The sequence below is a fragment of the Blautia sp. HCP28S3_G10 genome (genome assembly GCF_052065235.1).
In the GTDB taxonomy this organism is placed as follows: Bacteria; Bacillota; Clostridia; order Lachnospirales; family Lachnospiraceae; genus Blautia_A.
Genome location: NZ_JBQHUL010000010.1, coordinates 51,081 through 70,909 on the forward strand (window position 1 = coordinate 51,081; position 19,829 = coordinate 70,909).

General features: G+C 42.7%; 14 protein-coding genes and 1 riboswitch. Of the genes, 4 read left to right on the forward strand and 10 right to left on the reverse strand.

Annotation, left to right across the window (positions count from 1 at the left end; genetic code table 11):
- Positions 1–2 precede the first annotated feature (2 nt).
- Positions 3–1,391 carry an MFS transporter gene (locus ACTNB8_RS06245; protein ID WP_441053197.1) on the reverse strand — a complete coding sequence of 463 codons (1,389 nt, stop codon included), beginning with the start codon at positions 1,389–1,391 and terminating at the stop codon, positions 3–5.
- Positions 1,392–1,404: 13 nt separating this feature from the next.
- Positions 1,405–2,454, reverse strand: a complete 1,050-nt coding sequence (locus tag ACTNB8_RS06250) for a uroporphyrinogen decarboxylase family protein (RefSeq protein WP_441053198.1) — start codon at positions 2,452–2,454, stop codon at positions 1,405–1,407.
- Positions 2,455–3,078: 624 nt separating this feature from the next.
- A riboswitch (cobalamin riboswitch) is annotated at positions 3,079–3,272 on the reverse strand.
- Between the two features lie 227 nt (positions 3,273–3,499).
- Here ACTNB8_RS06250 and nudC point away from each other — a divergent pair.
- The 3 genes from nudC to ACTNB8_RS06265 all read left to right on the forward strand — a co-directional run bounded on the left by nudC (position 3,500) and on the right by ACTNB8_RS06265 (position 6,961).
- On the forward strand, positions 3,500–4,348 hold the full coding sequence (nudC, locus tag ACTNB8_RS06255; RefSeq protein WP_441053200.1) for an NAD(+) diphosphatase: 849 nt from the start codon (positions 3,500–3,502) through the stop codon (positions 4,346–4,348).
- A gap of 243 nt (positions 4,349–4,591) precedes the next feature.
- Complete coding sequence (locus ACTNB8_RS06260) at positions 4,592–5,713, forward strand: glycerate kinase family protein (protein ID WP_441053202.1); 1,122 nt, start codon at positions 4,592–4,594, stop codon at positions 5,711–5,713.
- A gap of 171 nt (positions 5,714–5,884) precedes the next feature.
- Positions 5,885–6,961: a CdaR family transcriptional regulator gene (locus tag ACTNB8_RS06265; protein ID WP_441053204.1), complete on the forward strand. Its 1,077-nt coding sequence runs from the start codon at positions 5,885–5,887 to the stop codon at positions 6,959–6,961.
- A gap of 45 nt (positions 6,962–7,006) precedes the next feature.
- On the opposite strand, the gene yiaK is transcribed toward ACTNB8_RS06265, so the two are convergent.
- From yiaK to garD, 6 genes are all read right to left on the reverse strand, one after another.
- A complete protein-coding gene (gene yiaK / locus ACTNB8_RS06270; RefSeq protein ID WP_441053205.1) occupies positions 7,007–8,014 on the reverse strand; it encodes a 3-dehydro-L-gulonate 2-dehydrogenase in 1,008 nt (335 codons plus the stop codon).
- Between the two features lie 58 nt (positions 8,015–8,072).
- Entirely contained in the window at positions 8,073–8,963 is an 891-nt protein-coding gene (locus ACTNB8_RS06275; protein WP_296154995.1) for a dihydrodipicolinate synthase family protein, read from the reverse strand.
- A gap of 33 nt (positions 8,964–8,996) precedes the next feature.
- Entirely contained in the window at positions 8,997–9,887 is an 891-nt protein-coding gene (gene garR / locus ACTNB8_RS06280) for a 2-hydroxy-3-oxopropionate reductase (RefSeq protein ID WP_296154994.1), read from the reverse strand.
- A 145-nt stretch (positions 9,888–10,032) separates the two neighbouring features.
- Entirely contained in the window at positions 10,033–11,430 is a 1,398-nt protein-coding gene (locus tag ACTNB8_RS06285; protein WP_441053208.1) for a GntP family permease, read from the reverse strand.
- A gap of 101 nt (positions 11,431–11,531) precedes the next feature.
- Entirely contained in the window at positions 11,532–12,860 is a 1,329-nt protein-coding gene (locus ACTNB8_RS06290) for an enolase C-terminal domain-like protein (RefSeq protein ID WP_441053209.1), read from the reverse strand.
- 443 nt (positions 12,861–13,303) lie between these two features.
- Entirely contained in the window at positions 13,304–14,812 is a 1,509-nt protein-coding gene (gene garD, locus ACTNB8_RS06295; RefSeq protein WP_441053211.1) for a galactarate dehydratase, read from the reverse strand.
- An 883-nt stretch (positions 14,813–15,695) separates the two neighbouring features.
- On the opposite strand from garD, the gene ACTNB8_RS06300 reads away from it, so the two are divergent.
- Positions 15,696–16,631: a LysR family transcriptional regulator gene (locus ACTNB8_RS06300; RefSeq protein ID WP_441053213.1), complete on the forward strand. Its 936-nt coding sequence runs from the start codon at positions 15,696–15,698 to the stop codon at positions 16,629–16,631.
- Here the strand turns inward: ACTNB8_RS06300 and ACTNB8_RS06305 are convergent, their stop codons facing one another.
- Both ACTNB8_RS06305 and ACTNB8_RS06310 read right to left on the reverse strand, forming a co-directional pair.
- Positions 16,632–17,855, reverse strand: a complete 1,224-nt coding sequence (locus tag ACTNB8_RS06305) for an NAD(P)-dependent oxidoreductase (protein WP_441053215.1) — start codon at positions 17,853–17,855, stop codon at positions 16,632–16,634. It abuts the gene before it with no gap.
- 50 nt (positions 17,856–17,905) lie between these two features.
- Positions 17,906–19,822, reverse strand: coding sequence for a sigma 54-interacting transcriptional regulator (locus ACTNB8_RS06310; protein WP_441053217.1), 1,917 nt, complete (start codon positions 19,820–19,822; stop codon positions 17,906–17,908).
- Positions 19,823–19,829: the final 7 nt, after the last annotated feature.

Consider the following 19,829-nt stretch of genomic DNA (forward strand, 5'->3'; position numbering starts at 1 on the left):
TTTTATGAACGGGATGCGATCTCAGCTGCATACTGATTAACTTTTTCTCTGGTAAGTTTAAATCCAAAGAGTAATGCAACAACAGCGATGATCAGGGCAATTGCAGGAATGATCATAAATCCGATGCTGATAGCTCTTTTCAGTTCTTCCGGAGCCTGTGCAGGATCTATATCTGTGCTGAAATTTCCCATAGCCAGACAGGCAGAAATGATGATTCCTCGTGTCATGATAGAAACTTTCAGAGGCACATTCTGAAGTCCGCTGATCCAGCCGGCTGCATTTTTGCCTGTTTTCCATTCACTATATACAATAGTATCACCATAAAGAGCCGGTGTACATGCATAAGTGATTCCATATCCAAACATCGCAACGCTCATAAGAACGATAACAAGTGTCACATTATTATAGAACAAGAAAGATACGATCAGAAGCACCGCCTGAATTGCCATAACGCCGATAGTGGTAGTTCTTGTGCTGAATTTGTTGCTCAGTGTTTTGCTGAGGTAAGCTCCTACTACACAGAAAATATTGGTTACAAGGATGTATGTAGGAAGCATACCACTGTTTCCTGCAATATAAGAGAAATAGTACGCTGCAACACCCATAAGTACAAAGTTGAACATAAATTTTGCAAGGTCCGCAATAAGAAGTGCAATCAGTGGAGGATTCTGGAGAAGTGCACGGATCAGATCCATCCCGCCTGTTTTGTCTTTTGCTGTTGTTTTTGCATTCTTTTCCGGCTGAACAGTTTCATAACCATCAAACATACGGAAATGCGCATAATAAAGAACTGCCATAACACAGCCAAGTACAAATGCCGCTGCACCGTACTGGTTTACTTCACCGATAATACCCGCCATAAATGCTGCAAGTCCAGGTCCTACATAGGAAAAGATAACCTTGGAAAGATTTGCCCATGCTGCTCTGGTAGAAGAAAGCTGAGAACGTTCTTCCGGTGTGCTTCCTGCAACAGAGATCATGGATACATTGGCAACATAAGCAAAGTTCCATGCCACATGGCTGGCGATCGCTGCTATTATGATAATTACTGCTGACAATATTCCATCACCGATTTTTACAAACTGGAAAGCATACAGGAATGGAACCAGCCATGGAATGGCAATAAGCCAGGATCGATAACGTCCCCATTTCATAGGTTTGATGCTGTTAAGAATTGCTCCGTAGATCCAGGAAAGAAGCGCATCTACTGTACTGGATACGGTTGTGATAAATGTAACCATAGGAAGACTGAACTGTGCCAGGTTTGTCAGGAAAAAGCTGAAATAATAGCTTTCAATGTTTGACATCAGTGTAAAGCCGCAGTCACCTACTCCATAAAACTTTTTCAAAGCACCACTAAGGCCTTTTTTATTCTGTTTTTCCTCTCCCATTTTAACTCTCCTCTCACTGCTGTTCTGCTAATTTTTCACGACTGTAACGATAAAGTTCTTCTGCCAGGTTTACTGCTCTGTCGGGCTTATTATCTCTCAGACGACAGGCAAATCTGCCGGTTACTCCCAATTCATCTACACGTTTGTGGATATCTGCAACAGCATCTTCATCACTCATATCCTCAGGAATAATATAAAGGGTACACTGCGCAAGATCTTTGCCATATTCATCAATAATGGCTTTCTTGTCATTGGCAGAATCCTGTCCCTCCCATGCATCAAAGCCCGCTTCAATAATCAGAGGCATCAATTTGGAAATACATCCGCAGGAATGAAGGCATACATACATTCCCAGATCATGCGCCGCCTTGGTGATCTTCTGATACTGCGGCAAAAATAATTCTCTGAAGGTATTCGGCGAAAAGAAGGTGTTGATCTGTGTTCCCATATCGTCATGGAAAAGAATCATATCAACATGATAATATTTCTTTGCAATTTTAATCAGTTCAATATGCCAGTCTACCAGTTTGTCATAGAATTCTGTCAGTGTTTCCGGTTCTTCCAGAAGATAACAGAACGTATCTTCAAAACTGGTCAGATCTGCAGTACGTTCAAAAAGGCCATTTACGATAATGAAATAAGAAAGACGATCCTCTGAAATTTTTCCTTCATAGCGTTCTTTATAATCTTTTTCCCAGTCAATCTTGGAAAGATCCGGAAATTCCAGTGTTTTCCAATTCTCAATATCATCCAGCCTTCTTGTTCCAGGTTTTACCATAGCCGCCTTTGTAAGAGGTTCATATTCCCATTCAATCCCAAACCAGTCTTTTCCACCAAAATTTCTTGCTCTGGCATCATCCATAACCAACGGCTGTATGGCATTGTTTTCCAGGGTCTGATTAGGCACCCAGAGAGGTTTTTCTCCCCGAAGCATGCGAAGCATGTTTTCTTTTGGAGTAATTGGATAATTATAGCTCGGAACCTCAATATCCGGTGCTCCATAGATACCAAATTGTGTATGGCTGCCGATCACTTTCAGTTCATCTTCATTAAATCTACTCATTTTACCTCCCGTCCAGCAAAAAATCCGCTACACATGTACATGTTGTACAATAACTTTTCTGTAATGATCCATTGTGTCAGTATTGTTTATTCTGTCCCGGGTTTCATTCGCATCTGAAGTAACATAAGGCAATTATATCCTATTCTGCCGTTGCGAATCAGCATTCTATTGTGCACAAATGCTATATTTATTTTGTAAATCAAATGTATCATACTCATATACTGAAAATCAATAGGGGAAAACAAAATCGACAGAAGCGTCAAAACAAAAAGAAGAATAGTATATTTTGTAGACAATGTGTTCAATCATTTTATGAAGTATAAAAAAACAGCTATGACTGAAGTCATGCTGCTGATCAGAAATCGTTTTGAGGATTTGCGATACTGCTCCGGGGTAGACAATGAATCCGTTCAATTATGCGGAGGGAACGAATACATCCGGAGTAGTACCGCCTGCCATTTAATCATACCCTTTAAGGGTTATGTGTCTTGTGGCGGCTACCACAATGCACACAGGTATAATTCACACGAACAGGCGAATTCCATAAAAAATGTCTGCTTTTCATGCAGACAACACTCAGGATTGCGGATATCCCTAGTTGGTTGTTACACTTTACACGGAAGTTTAACCTCGCCATACAAAGCAGGTTTCCTGACTTCAGCATCATTACTTCCTTTCCCCTTCTCATACATCTGTACAATGGGCTTGTGAAAGGAAATTCCTCTGTTACAGTGACCGGATCGCTCAGGACTTTCACCTGATTCCCTCTTCTGGCTGCTACGCGGACAACAGTCAGCACTTCATATGTTCTATATGGAATTATACTGACATTATAGTAACATGATATGAGTTAGCTGTCAATAATTCCGGCGGTATTTTCCAGTAAATTTGTTATTTTTTTTGCAAAAATGTGATTAATCAAACAATATCTATTTAATATGTAAAAACTATCTGTTGCTCTCGCCAGCCAAAAGGGTTAAAATGGTAACTGTTTACAGCAACTTAGAATGTTGCCGGTGAATCAATTACGAAAGGAATGTTTTTTATGATACAGGATATTGCACCTCATATTTACCACAACGAATACAAACCTGTTCCACCGGATAGAAACAGTTATATTCTCACCTACGACAAAGGCACTGTTTTTATGAAACTGGAAAATAATGGATCTGATATCGTTTTCCCGCGTTTTCAGGAACTGGAAGGAAAAATTTCCGGGCTGTACGAAAATTATATATATCTTTTTTCTATTGACAAAGAGCGTTTTTACCTGATTCCTGGACTGGACACTTCTCTTCTTCCGGATTACAGTTTCCAGAATACCAGCCTTCTCCGCACAGTCGGTCCACGCTACCATGCCTTTGCAGGGATCACCGGCCATCAGCTTTATCAGTGGTACAGCACACGCCGTTTCTGTGGATGCTGCGGACAGCCTATGAAACATGATACAAAAGAACGTATGATGTACTGTCCTTCCTGCGGCCGTCACGAATATCCGGTTCTGATGCCTGCTGTTATTGTAGCGATCACAAACGGGGACAAAATCATTCTTTCAAAATATGAAGGACGAAATTTCAAAAAATACGCTCTCATTGCCGGTTTTGCAGAAATCGGTGAGACAATTGAGGAAACTGTACACCGTGAAGTTATGGAAGAAGTAGGTCTGAAGGTAAAAAATCTCCGTTATTACAAAAGCCAGCCGTGGTCTTTCACCGGTACCCTTCTTTTTGGATTTTTCTGTGATCTGGACGGAGAAGATACTCTTACAGTAGATCACGAAGAACTGTCCATGGCACAGTGGTTTGACCGCAGTGAAGTCGTTGGTCAGGGAAATGATATAAGTCTCACCAATGAAATGATGATGGTTTTTGCAGCAGGTAAAGAACCTCGGTGATCTGTGATCTGCAGCTTCAGAAATCATAACCAGATTACTTGTTTTTATTGTTACAGATAACATATCTTTTTTCAATTACAGGGCGGATTTTATTTCTCATAACATATCCCGCCCTGTTTTTCCATGCTAAAATGTATTTATAACATAAGTAACTGTGAGTGTACTGAACAGTTACAATTCTGACTGGAGCGTAATCTACAGAGTCAGCAATAAAAAAGGAACAAATCAATGGGAGGTTTCATTATGAAAGTTGTTGTAGCAGTTGATTCATTTAAGGGAAGCATGTCTTCCATGGAAGCGGGAATGGCTGTAAAAGCAGGTGTTCTTGCTGCACATAAAGATGCTGAAGTTATTGTAAAACCGCTGGCAGACGGCGGTGAGGGAACAACTGATGCCCTGATCGAAGGTCTTAACGGCGAACGCGTAGATCTTACCGTTACAGGACCTTATCACAAACCTGTAAATGCATATTACGGATATCTGAAAGAAAGCAACACCGCTGTTATGGAAATGGCTTCCGCAGCAGGAATCACAATTTCCAGCACAAAAGACCCGATGGCAGCAACCACATACGGTGTTGGCGAAATGATCCTCCATGCGATCAACAAAGGAATCCGCAATTTCATCATCGGGATCGGCGGAAGTGCCACAAATGATGGTGGCATCGGAATGCTGAAAGCACTTGGCTTCACTTTCCTTGACAAAAACGGCGAAGATGTCGGCGAAGGCGGACAGGCGCTTGCAAAAGTTGCTTCCGTAAAAACTACTGACAAAGCTGATCTTCTTTCCCAGTGCAATTTCAGAATTGCATGTGATGTTACTAATCCTCTCTGTGGTTTCCAGGGTGCAACTTATATCTACGGACCTCAGAAAGGTGTTACTTCTGAAATGCTTCCCGTTCTTGATGCAGGCATGGAAAATTTCGCAAAAGTTACTTCCGAATTTGTCGGACATGACAATATGAACGCTGCAGGCGCAGGTGCTGCAGGCGGTCTTGGATTTGCATTTCTCAGTTACTTAAAAGGAGAGCTGACACCTGGAATCGCTCTGATTCTGAACGCAGTTCATCTGGAAGACGAAATGAAAGATGCAGATGTTGTAGTTACAGGCGAAGGCCGTCTGGACCATCAGACAGCAATGGGAAAAGCACCTGTCGGCGTTGCGAAACTCGGCAAGAAATACGGTGCAAAGACTGTTGCATTCGCAGGAAGCGTTACAAAAGAGGCTGTTGCCTGCAATGAAGCGGGAATCGATGCGTTCTTCCCGATCGTACGTGGCATTTCCACTCTGGAAGAGGCCATGGACCCGGCTACCGCAAAAGCCAATATGGCAGCAGCAGCTGAACAGGTTTTCCACCTGTTATAATTACCGCTATCTATACTTGATAGATTTCTCCATATACATATTCAACAAAAAGGACCGTCGGTACAGACCAGCGGTTCTTTTTGTGTTACAGAATCTGCAAAAATATGTTATACTGTTTCCATCCTCTTTTGCCGGATTTGTCTGTACCAATATCATTTTCAGGAGGCAGTTATGACACCTTATATTACCAGATCTCTTGCCCAGCAGATTGTCGAAACAGTCAGAGATCTCTGCGGACAGAATGTGAATTTTATAGAACGTTCCGGGCGGATTTTTGCCAGCACAGATGAAAGCCGGATCGGTACTTTTCATGAAGTTGGAAAAAAAGCCGCCGAAAAAGGCAGCATCATCGAAGTCAGCGAAAACGATCACTTTACTGGCACACAAAAAGGGGTAAATCTACCTGTATACCATAATCATAATCTGATCGCTGTGATCGGTATCACAGGAGATCCTGAAAAAGTCCGTAAATACGCCCGCCTGGCAGAACGGATCACCCGTCTTCTGATACGCGAAAAGGAACTGGATGCTTTTAACCGCACCGAAGCAGAAAAGAAAAGCTATATTCTTCGCGGACTTATTGATCAGGAAGAAATCCATCCGGATTATCTCAGAGAAAATCTTCAGAAATGGAAAATAGATGAAAAAAATTCTTTTTATCTTCTTCGACTGAAAATAACAGATGACAGTTTTCACAATACCTCCGGTCCGCTGGAAGCCTCTATCCACCGGCTTTTTATGAAAATGGAAATCACTCTTTCCACTTTCGTTTATCCTGACGAATATCTGGCGGTGATTGAAAACGGAATTTTCCACCGCAGGAGAAATCTTCTGACAGATTTTGCACAGAAACATAAAAACGACCTGTGTATTGCAGTGGGAAATTCTTCACTAATCCACAATATTTCTGATTCTGCTTTTTCCGCTTCAATTGCACTCAAAACAGCAGATTGTGAACATAATTATATAGAAGCAGAAAATCTTGATCTTGAACTTATCCTGGCATCCGCAAATGCCCAGAGCAAAAAGGATTTTCTGCAAAAAACTCTTGCAGAACTCTCTGAGGAAGACAAAGACCTCCTGAAAATTTATTTTTCCTGTAACATGTCGCTGAAAGAAACCTGTGAGAAAACTTTTCTTCACAAAAACACGATTCAGTACAGACTGAACCAGATCCATAACCGCTGTGGCTATAATCCCCGCGATTTTCAGGATGCTGTCCGGCTGTATCTGGCTTTGAAGATGTAATAAAAATCCAGCCCGGTTTTCACCTGAGCTGGATTTTTTGTCTATTTACAGTGTACAGATCTTTTTCCAGATTTCTTCATTTACAGGAATTCCCTCTTTCAGATTTTCCTGACGTCTTTTAACCGTTCCCTGTCCAGGATAACGGACAGCACGACCTTCTTCTGCCGGTACGGAATCCTGTATGTCTTTCAGAGTTTCTTCAAGGATTTCCTGTGCCTTATCCGGATCCTGATTCAGAAGTTCCGGACGGATTGCAATAAATACCTGTGTAAGTCCGTATTCTGATTCACATTCTTTTCCCACTTTTGTAACTGTTCTTCCGAGAGTAAGAACGCCACCGATCAGATCAAGTACAACAGAGAGACCGGAGCCTTTCCAGTAACCGATCGGTATCACTCTTCTTGTTTTTTCGATAGCGGCCGGATCACAGGTAAGATTTCCCTCTTCATCGTATCCGCCAGGGAAAGGCAGCATTGTTCCATTCTGTCTGCATACCGAAAGTTTTCCATAGGAGTACTGAGCCATGGCTGTATCTACAACTACATGATTTCCGTTTCTTTCCGGCACGGCCAGTACAAACGGATTGTTTCCAATTCTGCCATCAACAGCTCCCCAAGCCGGCATATTCGGGCACGTATTTGTCCAGCAGATTCCTATACAATCTTTTTCTGCTGCCTGCCATCCATAAGCACCGCCACGCATCCAGTGATTAGTGTTAGCCATAGCAACCAGTCCGATACCATGCTGCCCTGCAAGTTCCACTGCTCTGTCCATAGCCATTTTTGCATTGAGATTTCCCATTCCAAGATGACCATCCCATCTTTCTGCAGCACCGAAGCCTGAGATTTTTTCTGGTTTTGCATTTATATCTATATAGCCTTTTTCAATGTATTCTATCACTCTTGGAAAACGCTGGTATCCATGAGAATATACTCCATCTAAAGAAGAATCGGCGAAATTCTTCGCCGATTCCTCTGCTCGTTTCTCATCGAAACCTTTTTTCACAAGAATGTTTTTAAGCTGTGTTTTCATTTCATCATAAGAAATACGCATCTTACATTCCTGCCTTTTATTTTATTGGGAGATAGAACTCTGAGTTCTTAACTGAGGATTAAACAAGTTTCATATCTACAAGAACCTGATGAAGTTTTTCTTTTTCTTCAGGTTTCAGTTCACCAATCGGTGCCAGGCATTTTCCTACCGGAATGCCTTCCTGTACAAGTCCTTCTTTGATGACAGCCGGGAAAGTACCCATGCTGCATGCAATACGAAGCGGAGCCAGTGTGAACTGAGCGTCCAGGGATCCTTTCAGGTCTCCTGCCATGAACTTGTCGTAAATGTCAGCTGTGATACGTGGTGCAACGTTTGCGCAGGAAGCGATTGCTCCTGTTGCTCCGTAACAGAGTGCTGCATGGATCAGAGTATCTCTTCCCATCAGTACGTGGAAATTGTCATTGTCTCTTGTAAGACGGATGTACTCTGCTGCATTTGTCATATCACCTGTGCTGTCTTTTACAGCAACAATATTATCAATCTCAGCCAGTTTAGCAACTGTTGCAGGCTCGATTGTAACGTTTGTCTTTGGTTTGTTGTTGTAAAGGATGATCGGAAGAGTTGTGCTCTCAGCGATTTCTTTATAGTAAGCATAAAGTTCATCCTGTGTCTGAGAAACGAACATTGGTGTTAATACAGAAACTGCATCTACTCCAACTTCTTCACAGATTTTTACAAGACGGATAACGCCTCTTGTAGTAATGTGGTTTGCACCACCATATACCGGTACACGTCCTCTTGTTTCATCTTTTACAGTTTCAAGAATTTTACGATATGTATCATCATCAAATGCATAAAATTCACCGGTTGTTCCAAGCGGGAACAGACCATGTACGCCATTGTCGATCAGATGATTTACCATCTGTCTTAATACTGGATAATTTACTTCTCCATCATCAGTAAGTGGAGTAATGATTGGCGGAATAATACCTCTAGGTACGAATCCCATTTCTTTTTCCTCCTCGAATTTAATTTCAGATAATTATTTGTCTTTTTCTACAGAAACTTTAGAAGCTTTTTCGTAGAATTTTACGATTGCGCTGTGGTCATCTTTTTCGCATCCGTCTGCTTTCAGAGACTGCATGATCTCCATCAGCTGAGATGTCAGAGGCAGGCATGCATTTACTGCATGGGAAGCATTCAGTGCGTTGTTCAGGTCTTTGATGTGAAGTTCAATACGGAATCCTGGTTTGAAGTTGTGATCCATCATCATAGGTGCTTTTGCATCAAGTACTGTGGATCCTGCAAGACCGCCACGGATTGCCTGATATACAAGTTCCGGATCTGTTCCTGCTTTTTTAGCCAGTGTAAGTGCTTCAGATACTGCTGCAATATTGATTGCAACGATTACCTGGTTTGCAAGTTTTGCTACGTTTCCGGATCCAAGATCACCAACGTATACAACAGAACCAGCCATTGTCATAAGAAGGTCATAGTATTTGTCAAATGTTTCTTTTTTGCCACCAACCATTACGGAAAGTGTTCCGTCGATTGCTTTTGGTTCTCCACCGGATACAGGAGCATCCATCAGTTCGATACCTTTTTCTGCAAGTTCAGCACCGATCTTTTTGGATTCAACCGGATCGATAGAACTCATGTCGATTACAACTGTGCCAGGTTTTGCTGTATCAGATACACCGTTTTCTCCAAGGCATACTGCACGTACGTGTGGGGAGTTCGGAACCATTGTGATGATTGTGTCACATTCAGCTGCTACTTCTGCACTGCTGTTTGCTGCTTTTGCTCCAGCTTCTACGAGTTCTGCTACTGCATCTTTATTGAAGTCGAATACAACAAGCTCATGACCAGCTTTTACAAGGTTTTTGCTCATTGGTTTTCCCATAATTCCAAGTCCGATAAATCCTACTTTCATTTTTATTTCTCCTTTTCTTTGTCTGTATATGATTTATTAATATTGATACTGATAATTAAGTAATGATAATTCCAAAAGCCTTCCAAACTCAGAAACCTGTACATGCAGGCATGAACGGTTTCTGAAGTTTTTCAGGTTTGAATTATTAAATAAAGAACTGTGCGATCAGCAGTTCAATAACACCTACAACTGACATGATCATTGATACAGCCGTCTTACATCTTACCTGGTCTTTCAGTTCAGTCAGACCAAACATTCCGTTGAATACCCAGAATCCACTGTCGTTGAAGTAAGAGAATGAAATTGCACCTACACAACAGGAAATGGACATAAGCAGCGGGCTGATACTCAGAACGCTCATAAGTGGTGCTGACAGGGAAGCTGCTGTTGTGATAGCAACTGTTGCAGATCCAAGTGCGATACGCATAAGTGCTGCAATAATGAATGGAATAAGTACTGCCGGCAGTGCCCATGAAGTTACCATTTCACCAAGTGCTGTACCGATACCGCTTACTTTTACAACGTTTCCAAGGGATCCGCCGGCACCTGTGATCAGCATGATGATACCTGTGTCTTTGATAGCGTCATCCATCATTTTGAGTACTTTCTTGTTATCTTCCTTCGGAACAAGTCCGTAGATTGCAAGAAGTGTACCAATTCCAAGTGCTACGATCGGAGAACCGATAAAGTTGATCACATCGTTGCTTATACCAGCGAAACCAAGTACTGTTTTCAGAAGGATCAGCACGATCGGTATAAAGATCGGTGCAACAGATACCCAGAATCCCGGAAGCGGTTTTGCATCCATCATTGCATTCAGTTCATCCATGGATTTGATATATTCCTGTTTGAACTCTTTTCTGTCAAATCCGCCGTTGTCATTCGGAACCTGATAGATTTTCTTTCCAATCCATTTTGTATAGAAAACTACTACGATCAGCATTGGGATAGAGATCAGTGCACCACCGATGATCATCTGTCCTACATCTACGTTAAACATTCCAGCAGCTGTCAGAGGACCTGGTGTCGGAGGAACCAGACAGTGTGTCAGCTGAAGACCAACTGCCAGTGAAAGTGCAAGTCCGATAACAGATTTTCCTGTTACTTTGGACATTGCCTTACAAAGAGGTGCAAAGATAACGATTGCGGAATCGGCAAATACCGGAATTGAAATAAACCAACCTGTGATTGCCAGTGCCCATTCTTCGTTTTTCTGACCGATCAGCTTAATAAAGCTGTAAGCCATTTTTTCAGCAGCTCCTGATTTTTCCAGGATACCGCCCATCATAACGCCAAGACCGATGATAATACCGGTGCTCTTTAATGTGCTGCCAAAACCTTCCTGAATGGCTGTGATCAGACCAGTCTGTACTGTGCCATCAGCGAGGGTTACATCTGAAATCGGCATTCCGCCGATGATTCCTGTGATCATTGCCGCGATCAGCAGTGCCATAAAGGAATGTACTTTTGTTTTCATTACCAGGACGATCATTACGACAATACCTAATGCAAGTCCTAATAACATTCTTGTTGATTCAGACATTTCTCTCTCTCCTCATTCTATTTCTTTTTCATATATTCATTCGTTTGTTACTTTTCAAGAGGGGGAGGATCCGTTTCCAGATCCTCATATGGGGGTATTTCTTAACGAACCAGGCAAGGACGTTTGTTGTCAAATTTCCAACCTGGGATCAGATACTGCATTCCCTTTGCATCATCACGTGCTCCAAGGCAGTTTTCCATGTAAAGTTTGTGTGCTTTAAGAACCTGTTCACGGTCAACTTCGATACCAAGTCCGCCTTTCTTAGGAAGATCAATGCATCCGTCAACGATCTGCATTGGCTCCTTTGTAAGACGTTCGCGACCTTCCTGCCAGATCCAGTGAGTATCAATTCCATTCATTTTTCCAGGAATTGCTGCTGCACACTGTACTACCATTGCAAGGCTGACATCAAAGTGGTTATTGGAATGGCAGCCCCACATCATACCGAAGTCATTGCACATCTGGCCTACACGTACGGAACCGTTCATTGTCCAGAAATGTGGGTCAGCAAGCGGGATATCAACACTCTGCAGTGACAGACAATGATGCATCTGTCTCCAGTCTGTGTTAATCATGTTTGTTGCTGTCGGCATTCCGGAAAGCTGTCTGAACTCTGCCATGATCTCACGTCCTGAGAATCCGTTTTCTGCGCCACATGGATCTTCGCAGTAAGCGAGGCATTCTTTCAGCTGAGGAGCAATCTCCAGAGCTTCTTTCAGGCTCCAGCATCCGTTCGGGTCAAGGTCAACTCTTGCCTCAGGGAATTCTTTTTTGATTGCCTGAACTGCTTTGAGTTCTTCCTTCGGTGCAAGTACTCCACCTTTAAGTTTGAAATCTACGAAACCATATTTTTCATGAGTAGCTTTTGCCAGAGCAACGATTGCTTCCGGTGTAAGAGCTTCTTCATGACGAAGGCGATACCAGTCGCAGTCTGCATCCGGTTCTTCTTCATATGGAAGGTCTGTTTTCTTACGGTCTCCAACATAAAACAGGTAACTTAAGAACTGAACTCTTTCTCTCTGGATACCATCACCCATAAGAGCAGCTGCAGGAACGTCAAGGAATTTTCCAAGAAGGTCGAGCAGTGGGGCTTCAATTGCAGTTACTACATGAACGCCTGTACGAAGGTCAAATGTCTGTAATCCACGTACGTCATCTTTGATGTTTGAATCAAGCCATTTGCGAACTTTGTTCAGTGTCTGTTTGTAGTCTGCAATGCTTGTTCCTACTACCAGATCTTTTACTTGTTCCAGAGCGTTTGTAATCTTTTCGCCTCCTGGTACTTCACCAACACCTTCTACACCGTTGGAATCTGTCAGGATTACGATGTTACGTGTAAAATAAGGGGCATGTGCGCCGGAAAGGTTTAATTCCATACAGTCATGTCCGGCTACCGGAAAGATTTCCATTTTTTCTACAACAGGTATCATTTTTCTTCCTCCTAGAGCTTTAGCATTGCGGCCACAATGTTTTGTTTTTCTTTTCTATGTACCCTATTATATACAATCCATTTCATGGTTCAATTCGCAGAATATCCAAGAACGAATTGTTAATTTTTACACATCTTTAAATCTTTCACTATTTGAAATGTTTTTATTTCATTTACATTGCATTTCATTTCATATTTTTCTCAAAATGCATTTCGTTTGATTTACATAAAAAATTCAGCCCCGATTTTACAGAAAAGAAAGGTGAAATAACGCTTTCATGGGAATACAAATTGATAATTTTTTGTCATAAATGACAGCTGTTTTCCTGAAAAAAAGTATAAAAAAAGCACCCTCAAGGTGTGGGTATAATATTTGGCGGTTTCCAGCCTCAGATGCTTTATCATTCAGGCATGAAAAGCATCTGAAGTTTTGAAATCCGGATATCAGGTGATTGGTGCAGGGTTGAAGATGCACAGATCATTGTGAAGTTTATACTTCTCTGCGAAGGACTGATCTTTACCGCTTGCTACTGCAATAATCTTATTGAACAGCTGTGTTCCGATTTCCTGGATCGTTGCCTCTCCTGTTGCTATCGGACCTGCGTTTACATCGATCAGATCCTGCCACATTGCCTTCATTTCATTTCTCGAACAGACTTTGATCACCGGAGCTGCTGCCAGTCCATAAGGTGTTCCACGTCCTGTCATGAATACCTGAAGTGTGATTCCTGAAGCCAGCTGGCATGGACCGCAGACGATATCGCTTGCCGGTGTTGCTGCATAGATCAGACCATGTTTGCTTGGTTTTTCTGCAGGTGAAAGTACTTCTACGATAGGTGATGTTCCTGATTTCGCAATAGATCCCATGGCTTTTTCAACGATATTGCAAAGTCCGCCTTTTTTGTTTCCTGGTGTCGGGTTTGCGCTTCTGTCTACCTGGCCTTCTGCAAGGTAATGATCGTACCAGCGCATTTCTGCTGCAAGTTTGTCTCTTACCTCTGCGCTTACACAGCGTTCTGCGAGGTAATGTACTCCGTCACGTACTTCTGTTACTTCGGAGAACATAACTGTTGCGCCGCCTTTTACCAGCATATCTGCCGCATATCCTGCGGATGGGTTTGCTGTCACTCCTGAGAATGCATCGCTTCCGCCGCACTGCATACCAATACAGAGTTTGGAAAGTGGAAGTGTTTCACGTTTTCTCTGGTTAAGGATTGCAAGTTTCTTATCAGCCATTTCCATGAGAGCATCGATCATGGCGTCAAAGCCTTTCTTTTCCTGGAGGATAATGACGTTCTCCGGTGTGATATCTGCTTCGTCAAGAAGCATCTGTACTGTGAATTTCTCGCATCCAAGTCCTACTACCATTAGCTGACCGCCAAAGTTTGGATGTTTTGCAAGGTTGCGGAGTGCACGGATCGGTACTTTTGCTTCAGGTGCATTGATGGCAACGCCGCAGCCATATGCATGGTTGATCGGTACGATGTCATCTACGTTCGGATATTTTGGAAGGAGTTCTTCCTTCATTTTTTTGACTGCAACATTCAGTACGCCGGTTACGCACTGTACTGTTGTGCTGATTCCCAGAATATTTCTGGTTCCTGCATATCCTCCATCGGGATTTGCATATCCTTCAAAGGTTGTTACCGGTGGTTCAGGCAGATCTGTAACGATGTTCTTACCGTATTCCATGTTGTCTACTGACGGTGGTGTCGGAAGTTCCAGCATGAATTCGTTGATCCAGTCACCACGTTTGATGGGATTCATTGCATATCCAAGGATTACTCCGTAGCGGATTACGGGGCTTCCTTTTGGAATGTCGGCAAGTGCCACTTTGTGCGCCTGCGGTATGTCCTGGTTGATGTGAATTCCTTCAATCTCGGTCCCCGCTGACAGGGGCTGTACAGCAATGGCAACGTTGTCTGACTGATGCACTTTTACTAACAGTGACATGTGGGTTTTCCTCCTTTGTTTTTGTTGTCTTTATTGTAGTACGATTTTATCAATAAGTAAAATTCATTGTATTTATAGTTCTCTTAGTTTTTCTTATTTTTCTATGGCATTCTAAAGTGAAATAGGGTATGATGAATAAGAATGATATATAGCTACTCACGGCCAGGAATCTGGTATCTGTGGAAGCAGTCAACAGGCTTCGTCGCACGCAAACACTAAGTACTGCTCTTTCTGTTAAGTACATTCTCAGGAAATCCCAACTCGCCTTCGGCTCAAACAGTGAATTTCCTGAGAATAACACAGAAATTTCAGTGCTAAGTGTTTCCATGCGCTCCTCAGAGTTTGCCTGCCCCACAGATACCAGTTCCTGTCCTGTGCAGTCCATAACACAAACCACATAGTATCCAGCCGATCCCAAACCGACGCATTTTTGCAGCTATCTTTTATAGCTGCGAACCCGACCTTCCCCTCCCCATACCGGGGACACCTTTAACCGGAAGTTTTCAAAGGGTGAAAACGTAAAAATGTTCTGATAACGGCTGCCAGCAGGAAGATTTTCTTCAACGTTCGGAAATACCAGACATAAACATACCGGTACATCAGACAGCAAACCTCTGCAGGAGTTTTAGAAGTTCTTAATACTGCTGAAACAGTTTTATGAAGAAAAAATACAATGTCTGAGCGTAGCGAGTTCGTATTTTTTCTGAATGCTTTTTACTGTTAAGGCAGTATTTAGTGCTTCTTGACTCCGAAGCCGTTTGCAGTTCTGATGTACCGGTATGTTTATGGCGTCCCTTTCTCCAAACCCTTCAAACCTTCCTGCCGTTTAAACCGTCGGAGCATTTTTATCACTTTCACCCGCATTATAACTGGAGGTACACCCATGGATTTACGTCAATTACAATATATCGTCGCCATCGCCGACGAAAACAACATCACCCACGCAGCCGAAAAACTCTATATCACCCAGTCTGCCCTCAACCAGCAGCTTCTGAAACTGGAAAAAGAACTCGGTGTTCCGCTTTTCCACCGTTCACGTACAGACTGGCGGCCCACCGAAGCCGGTGAGATCTATCTGAAAACAGCAAGAGAAATGCTTCTTATGAAAAAGGACACTTACCACAGAATCCACGACCTGGCCAAAATACAGCAGGGGGAGCTCTCAATAGGGTTTACACCTGGACGTGGAATTGCCATGTTTTCACATGTTTATCCAAAATTTCACAGGCTTCATCCAAATATTCATGTCACACCAAAAGAACTAAGCGTACAAAAACAACAGGTACTTCTGCAGTCCGGTGAACTGGATCTCGGTTTTGTTACCCTGGTATCTTCTCAGCAGAAAACTTCCCTCGAATACATACCTCTTGTTTCCGAAGAGATCCTGGCTGCAGTACCCGCACGTCATCCGGTCATTACCAGCCCCAAAGGCAACTGGTCAAATGCAATAACCGATGTCCATAAAGAATTTCCACAACTGAATCTTTATGCACTCCGGGAAGAACCTTTTGTTCTTACATATCAGGAATCTACCCTTCGTGAGATCACGGATCACATTTTTGAGGCAGCCGGTTTTAAACCTCACGTGCTTTTTGAAACTTCCAGTAATGCCACTATCGCAACCATGGTCAGTGCCGAAATGTGCTGTGGCCTGATCCCTACTTTTTATGCCGGAGGATATGAGGATCGGATACGCTTTTTTTCGCTCCCGGATAATCCCTCCTGGAATGTCATGGCTTGTCACCACAAAAAACGCTATTTAAGCAAAGCAGCCAGAGACTTTGTGTCCCTGGCTGAAGAATTCTGGAATGAATATTGATTACTGGTTTTTCTTTTCCATATATGCCATCATGGCTGCTGCCGCCTTCTTCGCTTCCTCAACTGCATGTACCACAGTCTTGGAGCCATGGACAACATCACCTGCCGCAAATACACCTTCTCTGGTTGTCATCTCATTCTCATCAACGATCAGCAGACCTTTATCAGAACCTTCCAGGCCGACAGTTGTACGGATCAGACGGTTTCTCGGGCCCTGGCTGATCGCTATGATGGTGGAATCAGCTTCTACCTGATCTTCACCATCTTCATAACCGACAACTTTATTGTTTTCATCAATAATAGAAGTTTTGAATACAGGTCCCTTTTCAGTAATACGTTCAATAGCTTTTCCAAATTTAAATTCTGCTCCGTCAAGTTCCGCATACGCCATTTCATGAGAGTTTGCTGCCACATGTGTTCCTCTTGCATACAAAGTCACCTGAAGTGCGCCATTACGAAGAGCAGTACGTGCTACATCCATAGCTGCATTTCCCATGCCGATGACTGCAACTTTTTCGCCCAGATCATATGCCGCCGGATTTTCAAGATAGTCAATTCCAAAGTGAACATTTGCAAGGCACTCTCCAGGAATTCCCAGGTTTCTCGCTTTCCATACGCCGGTTCCAACAAAAACAGAAGCATAGCCGTCACGGAACAGATCGTCAATAGTCAGAACTGTACCGATTGCTGTATGAGGACGGATCTTAATTCCCATTTTCAGGATTTTCTTTTCCAGACGATCCAGAATGGACTTCGGAAGACGGAACTCCGGAATACCATACCGTGTGATTCCACCGATCTTATCCTGCTGTTCAAAAATAGTTACCTTGTATCCGTTCTGTGCCAGAATAATAGCAACTGTCAGGCCTGCCGGTCCTGCACCGATAACAGCCACTGATTCTTTCTGTTCTTCCGGTTTCACAATCTTCATTCGATCCAGATAAGTATCTGAAATATAGTTTTCAATACTTGAAAAATGAACCGGGTTGCTTTTCTTTCCAAGCACACAATGTCCTGCGCACTGCTGTTCGTGATCGCAGACAATCGAACAGATTACTGACATAGGATTGTTCTGGAACAGCTCTTTCCCTGCCTCCATAACTTTATGTTCTTTAAACATCTGAATAATATGCGGGATTGGTGTATGCACCGGGCATCCCTCCATACATTTTGGTTTTTTGCAGTTCAGACAGCGATTTGCCTCATCTATAATATGAATAGCCATTTTTGTTCTCCTTCATCCATCATTTTGGTTTAATATATAATCTTTCCCTCTCAGGTCAGATCATATTTATTTATCACACCATATTTTTTCATTCTTCGCCAGAGAGTAGTCGTACTTATTCCCAGTTCCTGTGCTACCGCAGAACGGCTTCCGTGATGTTTTTCCAGAAGTTCCGTAAGTCTGGCAGCTTCCGGATGCTGATAGATAACTGTTGTACCATCTTCTTTTACTGTTTCCTGCGCCGGATACATTTCCTCAAGCAAAAACTGAACAAAATCACCTGTAATTGTTTTTTTCGGTGTAGTCAGCATCATTCTCTCGCAGAAAGTTTCCAGCTGAAGTTCATTTCCAGGCCATGGATATGCCAGCATTACTTCCATGGCATCCTCTGCTATCCTTGGAAATTTTGCATATCTTCTTGTAAACTTTATCCTGCAGTCTTCTACGATTTCGCGGATATCTTCTTTTCGTTTTCGCAATGGCGGGATTTCCACAGTCAGTCCGTTCAGAAGATAATAAAGATCCTCTCTGAAAGCTCCTTCTTTCATGCACTGATAAAGATCTGCCGATGTCGTGGCAATGATACGATTGTCCAACGTCTGACTTCGTTCCAGATCATTCTGGATCAGCGCATCATAGCGGATCGCACGGAACAGTCTGTACTGGCAGACAAAAGAGAGTTTCTCTATTTCCGATATAAGAACTGTACCAAGATCACCTACTGCAAGAGCACCCTTTCGGAGGCCTTCATCTTCCGCATGAGGATTTCCAAAAATCCTGTCCACCTGCATCTGCTCGGTCATGCCGCTGCAGTTAATTGTAACAAAAGGTCCTGCCTTATAAGAACTGTTATTGTGAATACACTGTGCCAGCACTTCTTTATCCGTTCCCTCCTCACCGCAAATGAGAACCGGTCTTCTGGACAGGGCATACATCTTTGAAAGTTCCGTACAGTATTCCATTTCTTTACTTGTTATCTTCAGGTCTGCAAAATGAGTCTGCGCAACATACCCTTTCAGATAATGACTGTGCAACTCTTCGCCGCCTCTTTTGTGAGCGGACATATTTCTGTAAAAAGCTATGATCGCACCACGAATCTGTTTTTCATACTGGATCGGTGCCGCCGTAATCATCATCGGCATTCCCGCCATATAAACCGATGTCATAAAAGCATCTCTTTTACCTTCAAGTACATCATCTATATATTTCAGTTCCAGTTCAGGAAAAACTTTTTCGAGAGGCGTTCCCATAAGCTGCGCTGCTTTTTTACGAAAAAGTTCTTCGCCGGCTTTGTTTACAATTGTAATTTCTTTTTTTTCATTAATCTCTATGATTCCATTATAGGAATTATCAAGTACTGTTTCAAACTGCGCAATATATGTTTTTTCAACATCTGCAGTCTGGAGCATTTTTCTTGCTGTAGTGAGCGCCGAACGAATAGACTCTTCTGTTGAGTCAATAAACTGCCCCGGAAAACCTCTCTGGGAAGCCAGTGCATTAACCGTATCTCCCCCCATTAGAACATCTGCACCTTCATCAATTGCCTGATTAACTTTTTCTGCAGCCTGTTCAATAGCTGTAATATCATAAAATTTCAGACGCACGCCAAAAAGGTCATCTGCATATGTCATATCACTGAACATGCTCCTGAAACCTATCAGTGCGATCTGAGGACATTTTTTATTCGGTACTTTCTTTTTGGCACTGGCGATCATAAGACCGATTTCCTGCCCGGTAAGAATCATCTCTGCAACAGGAATATTCGTATACTGTCTGATAAAAGACGCCTGAACGCCTCTTGCCAGAATGACTCCTGCCCCCTGTTCCACTGCTTTTCTTGCTTCATAAACAGAATCAGAAGTTTTTATAACCTTCAGTATATCAATATCCAGTTCATCTTCTCTTATCACATTTCTTGCCTGCTCCAGCATATATTCTTTTGGAAGTAGAATGGCTATTTTTGACATAGATTTA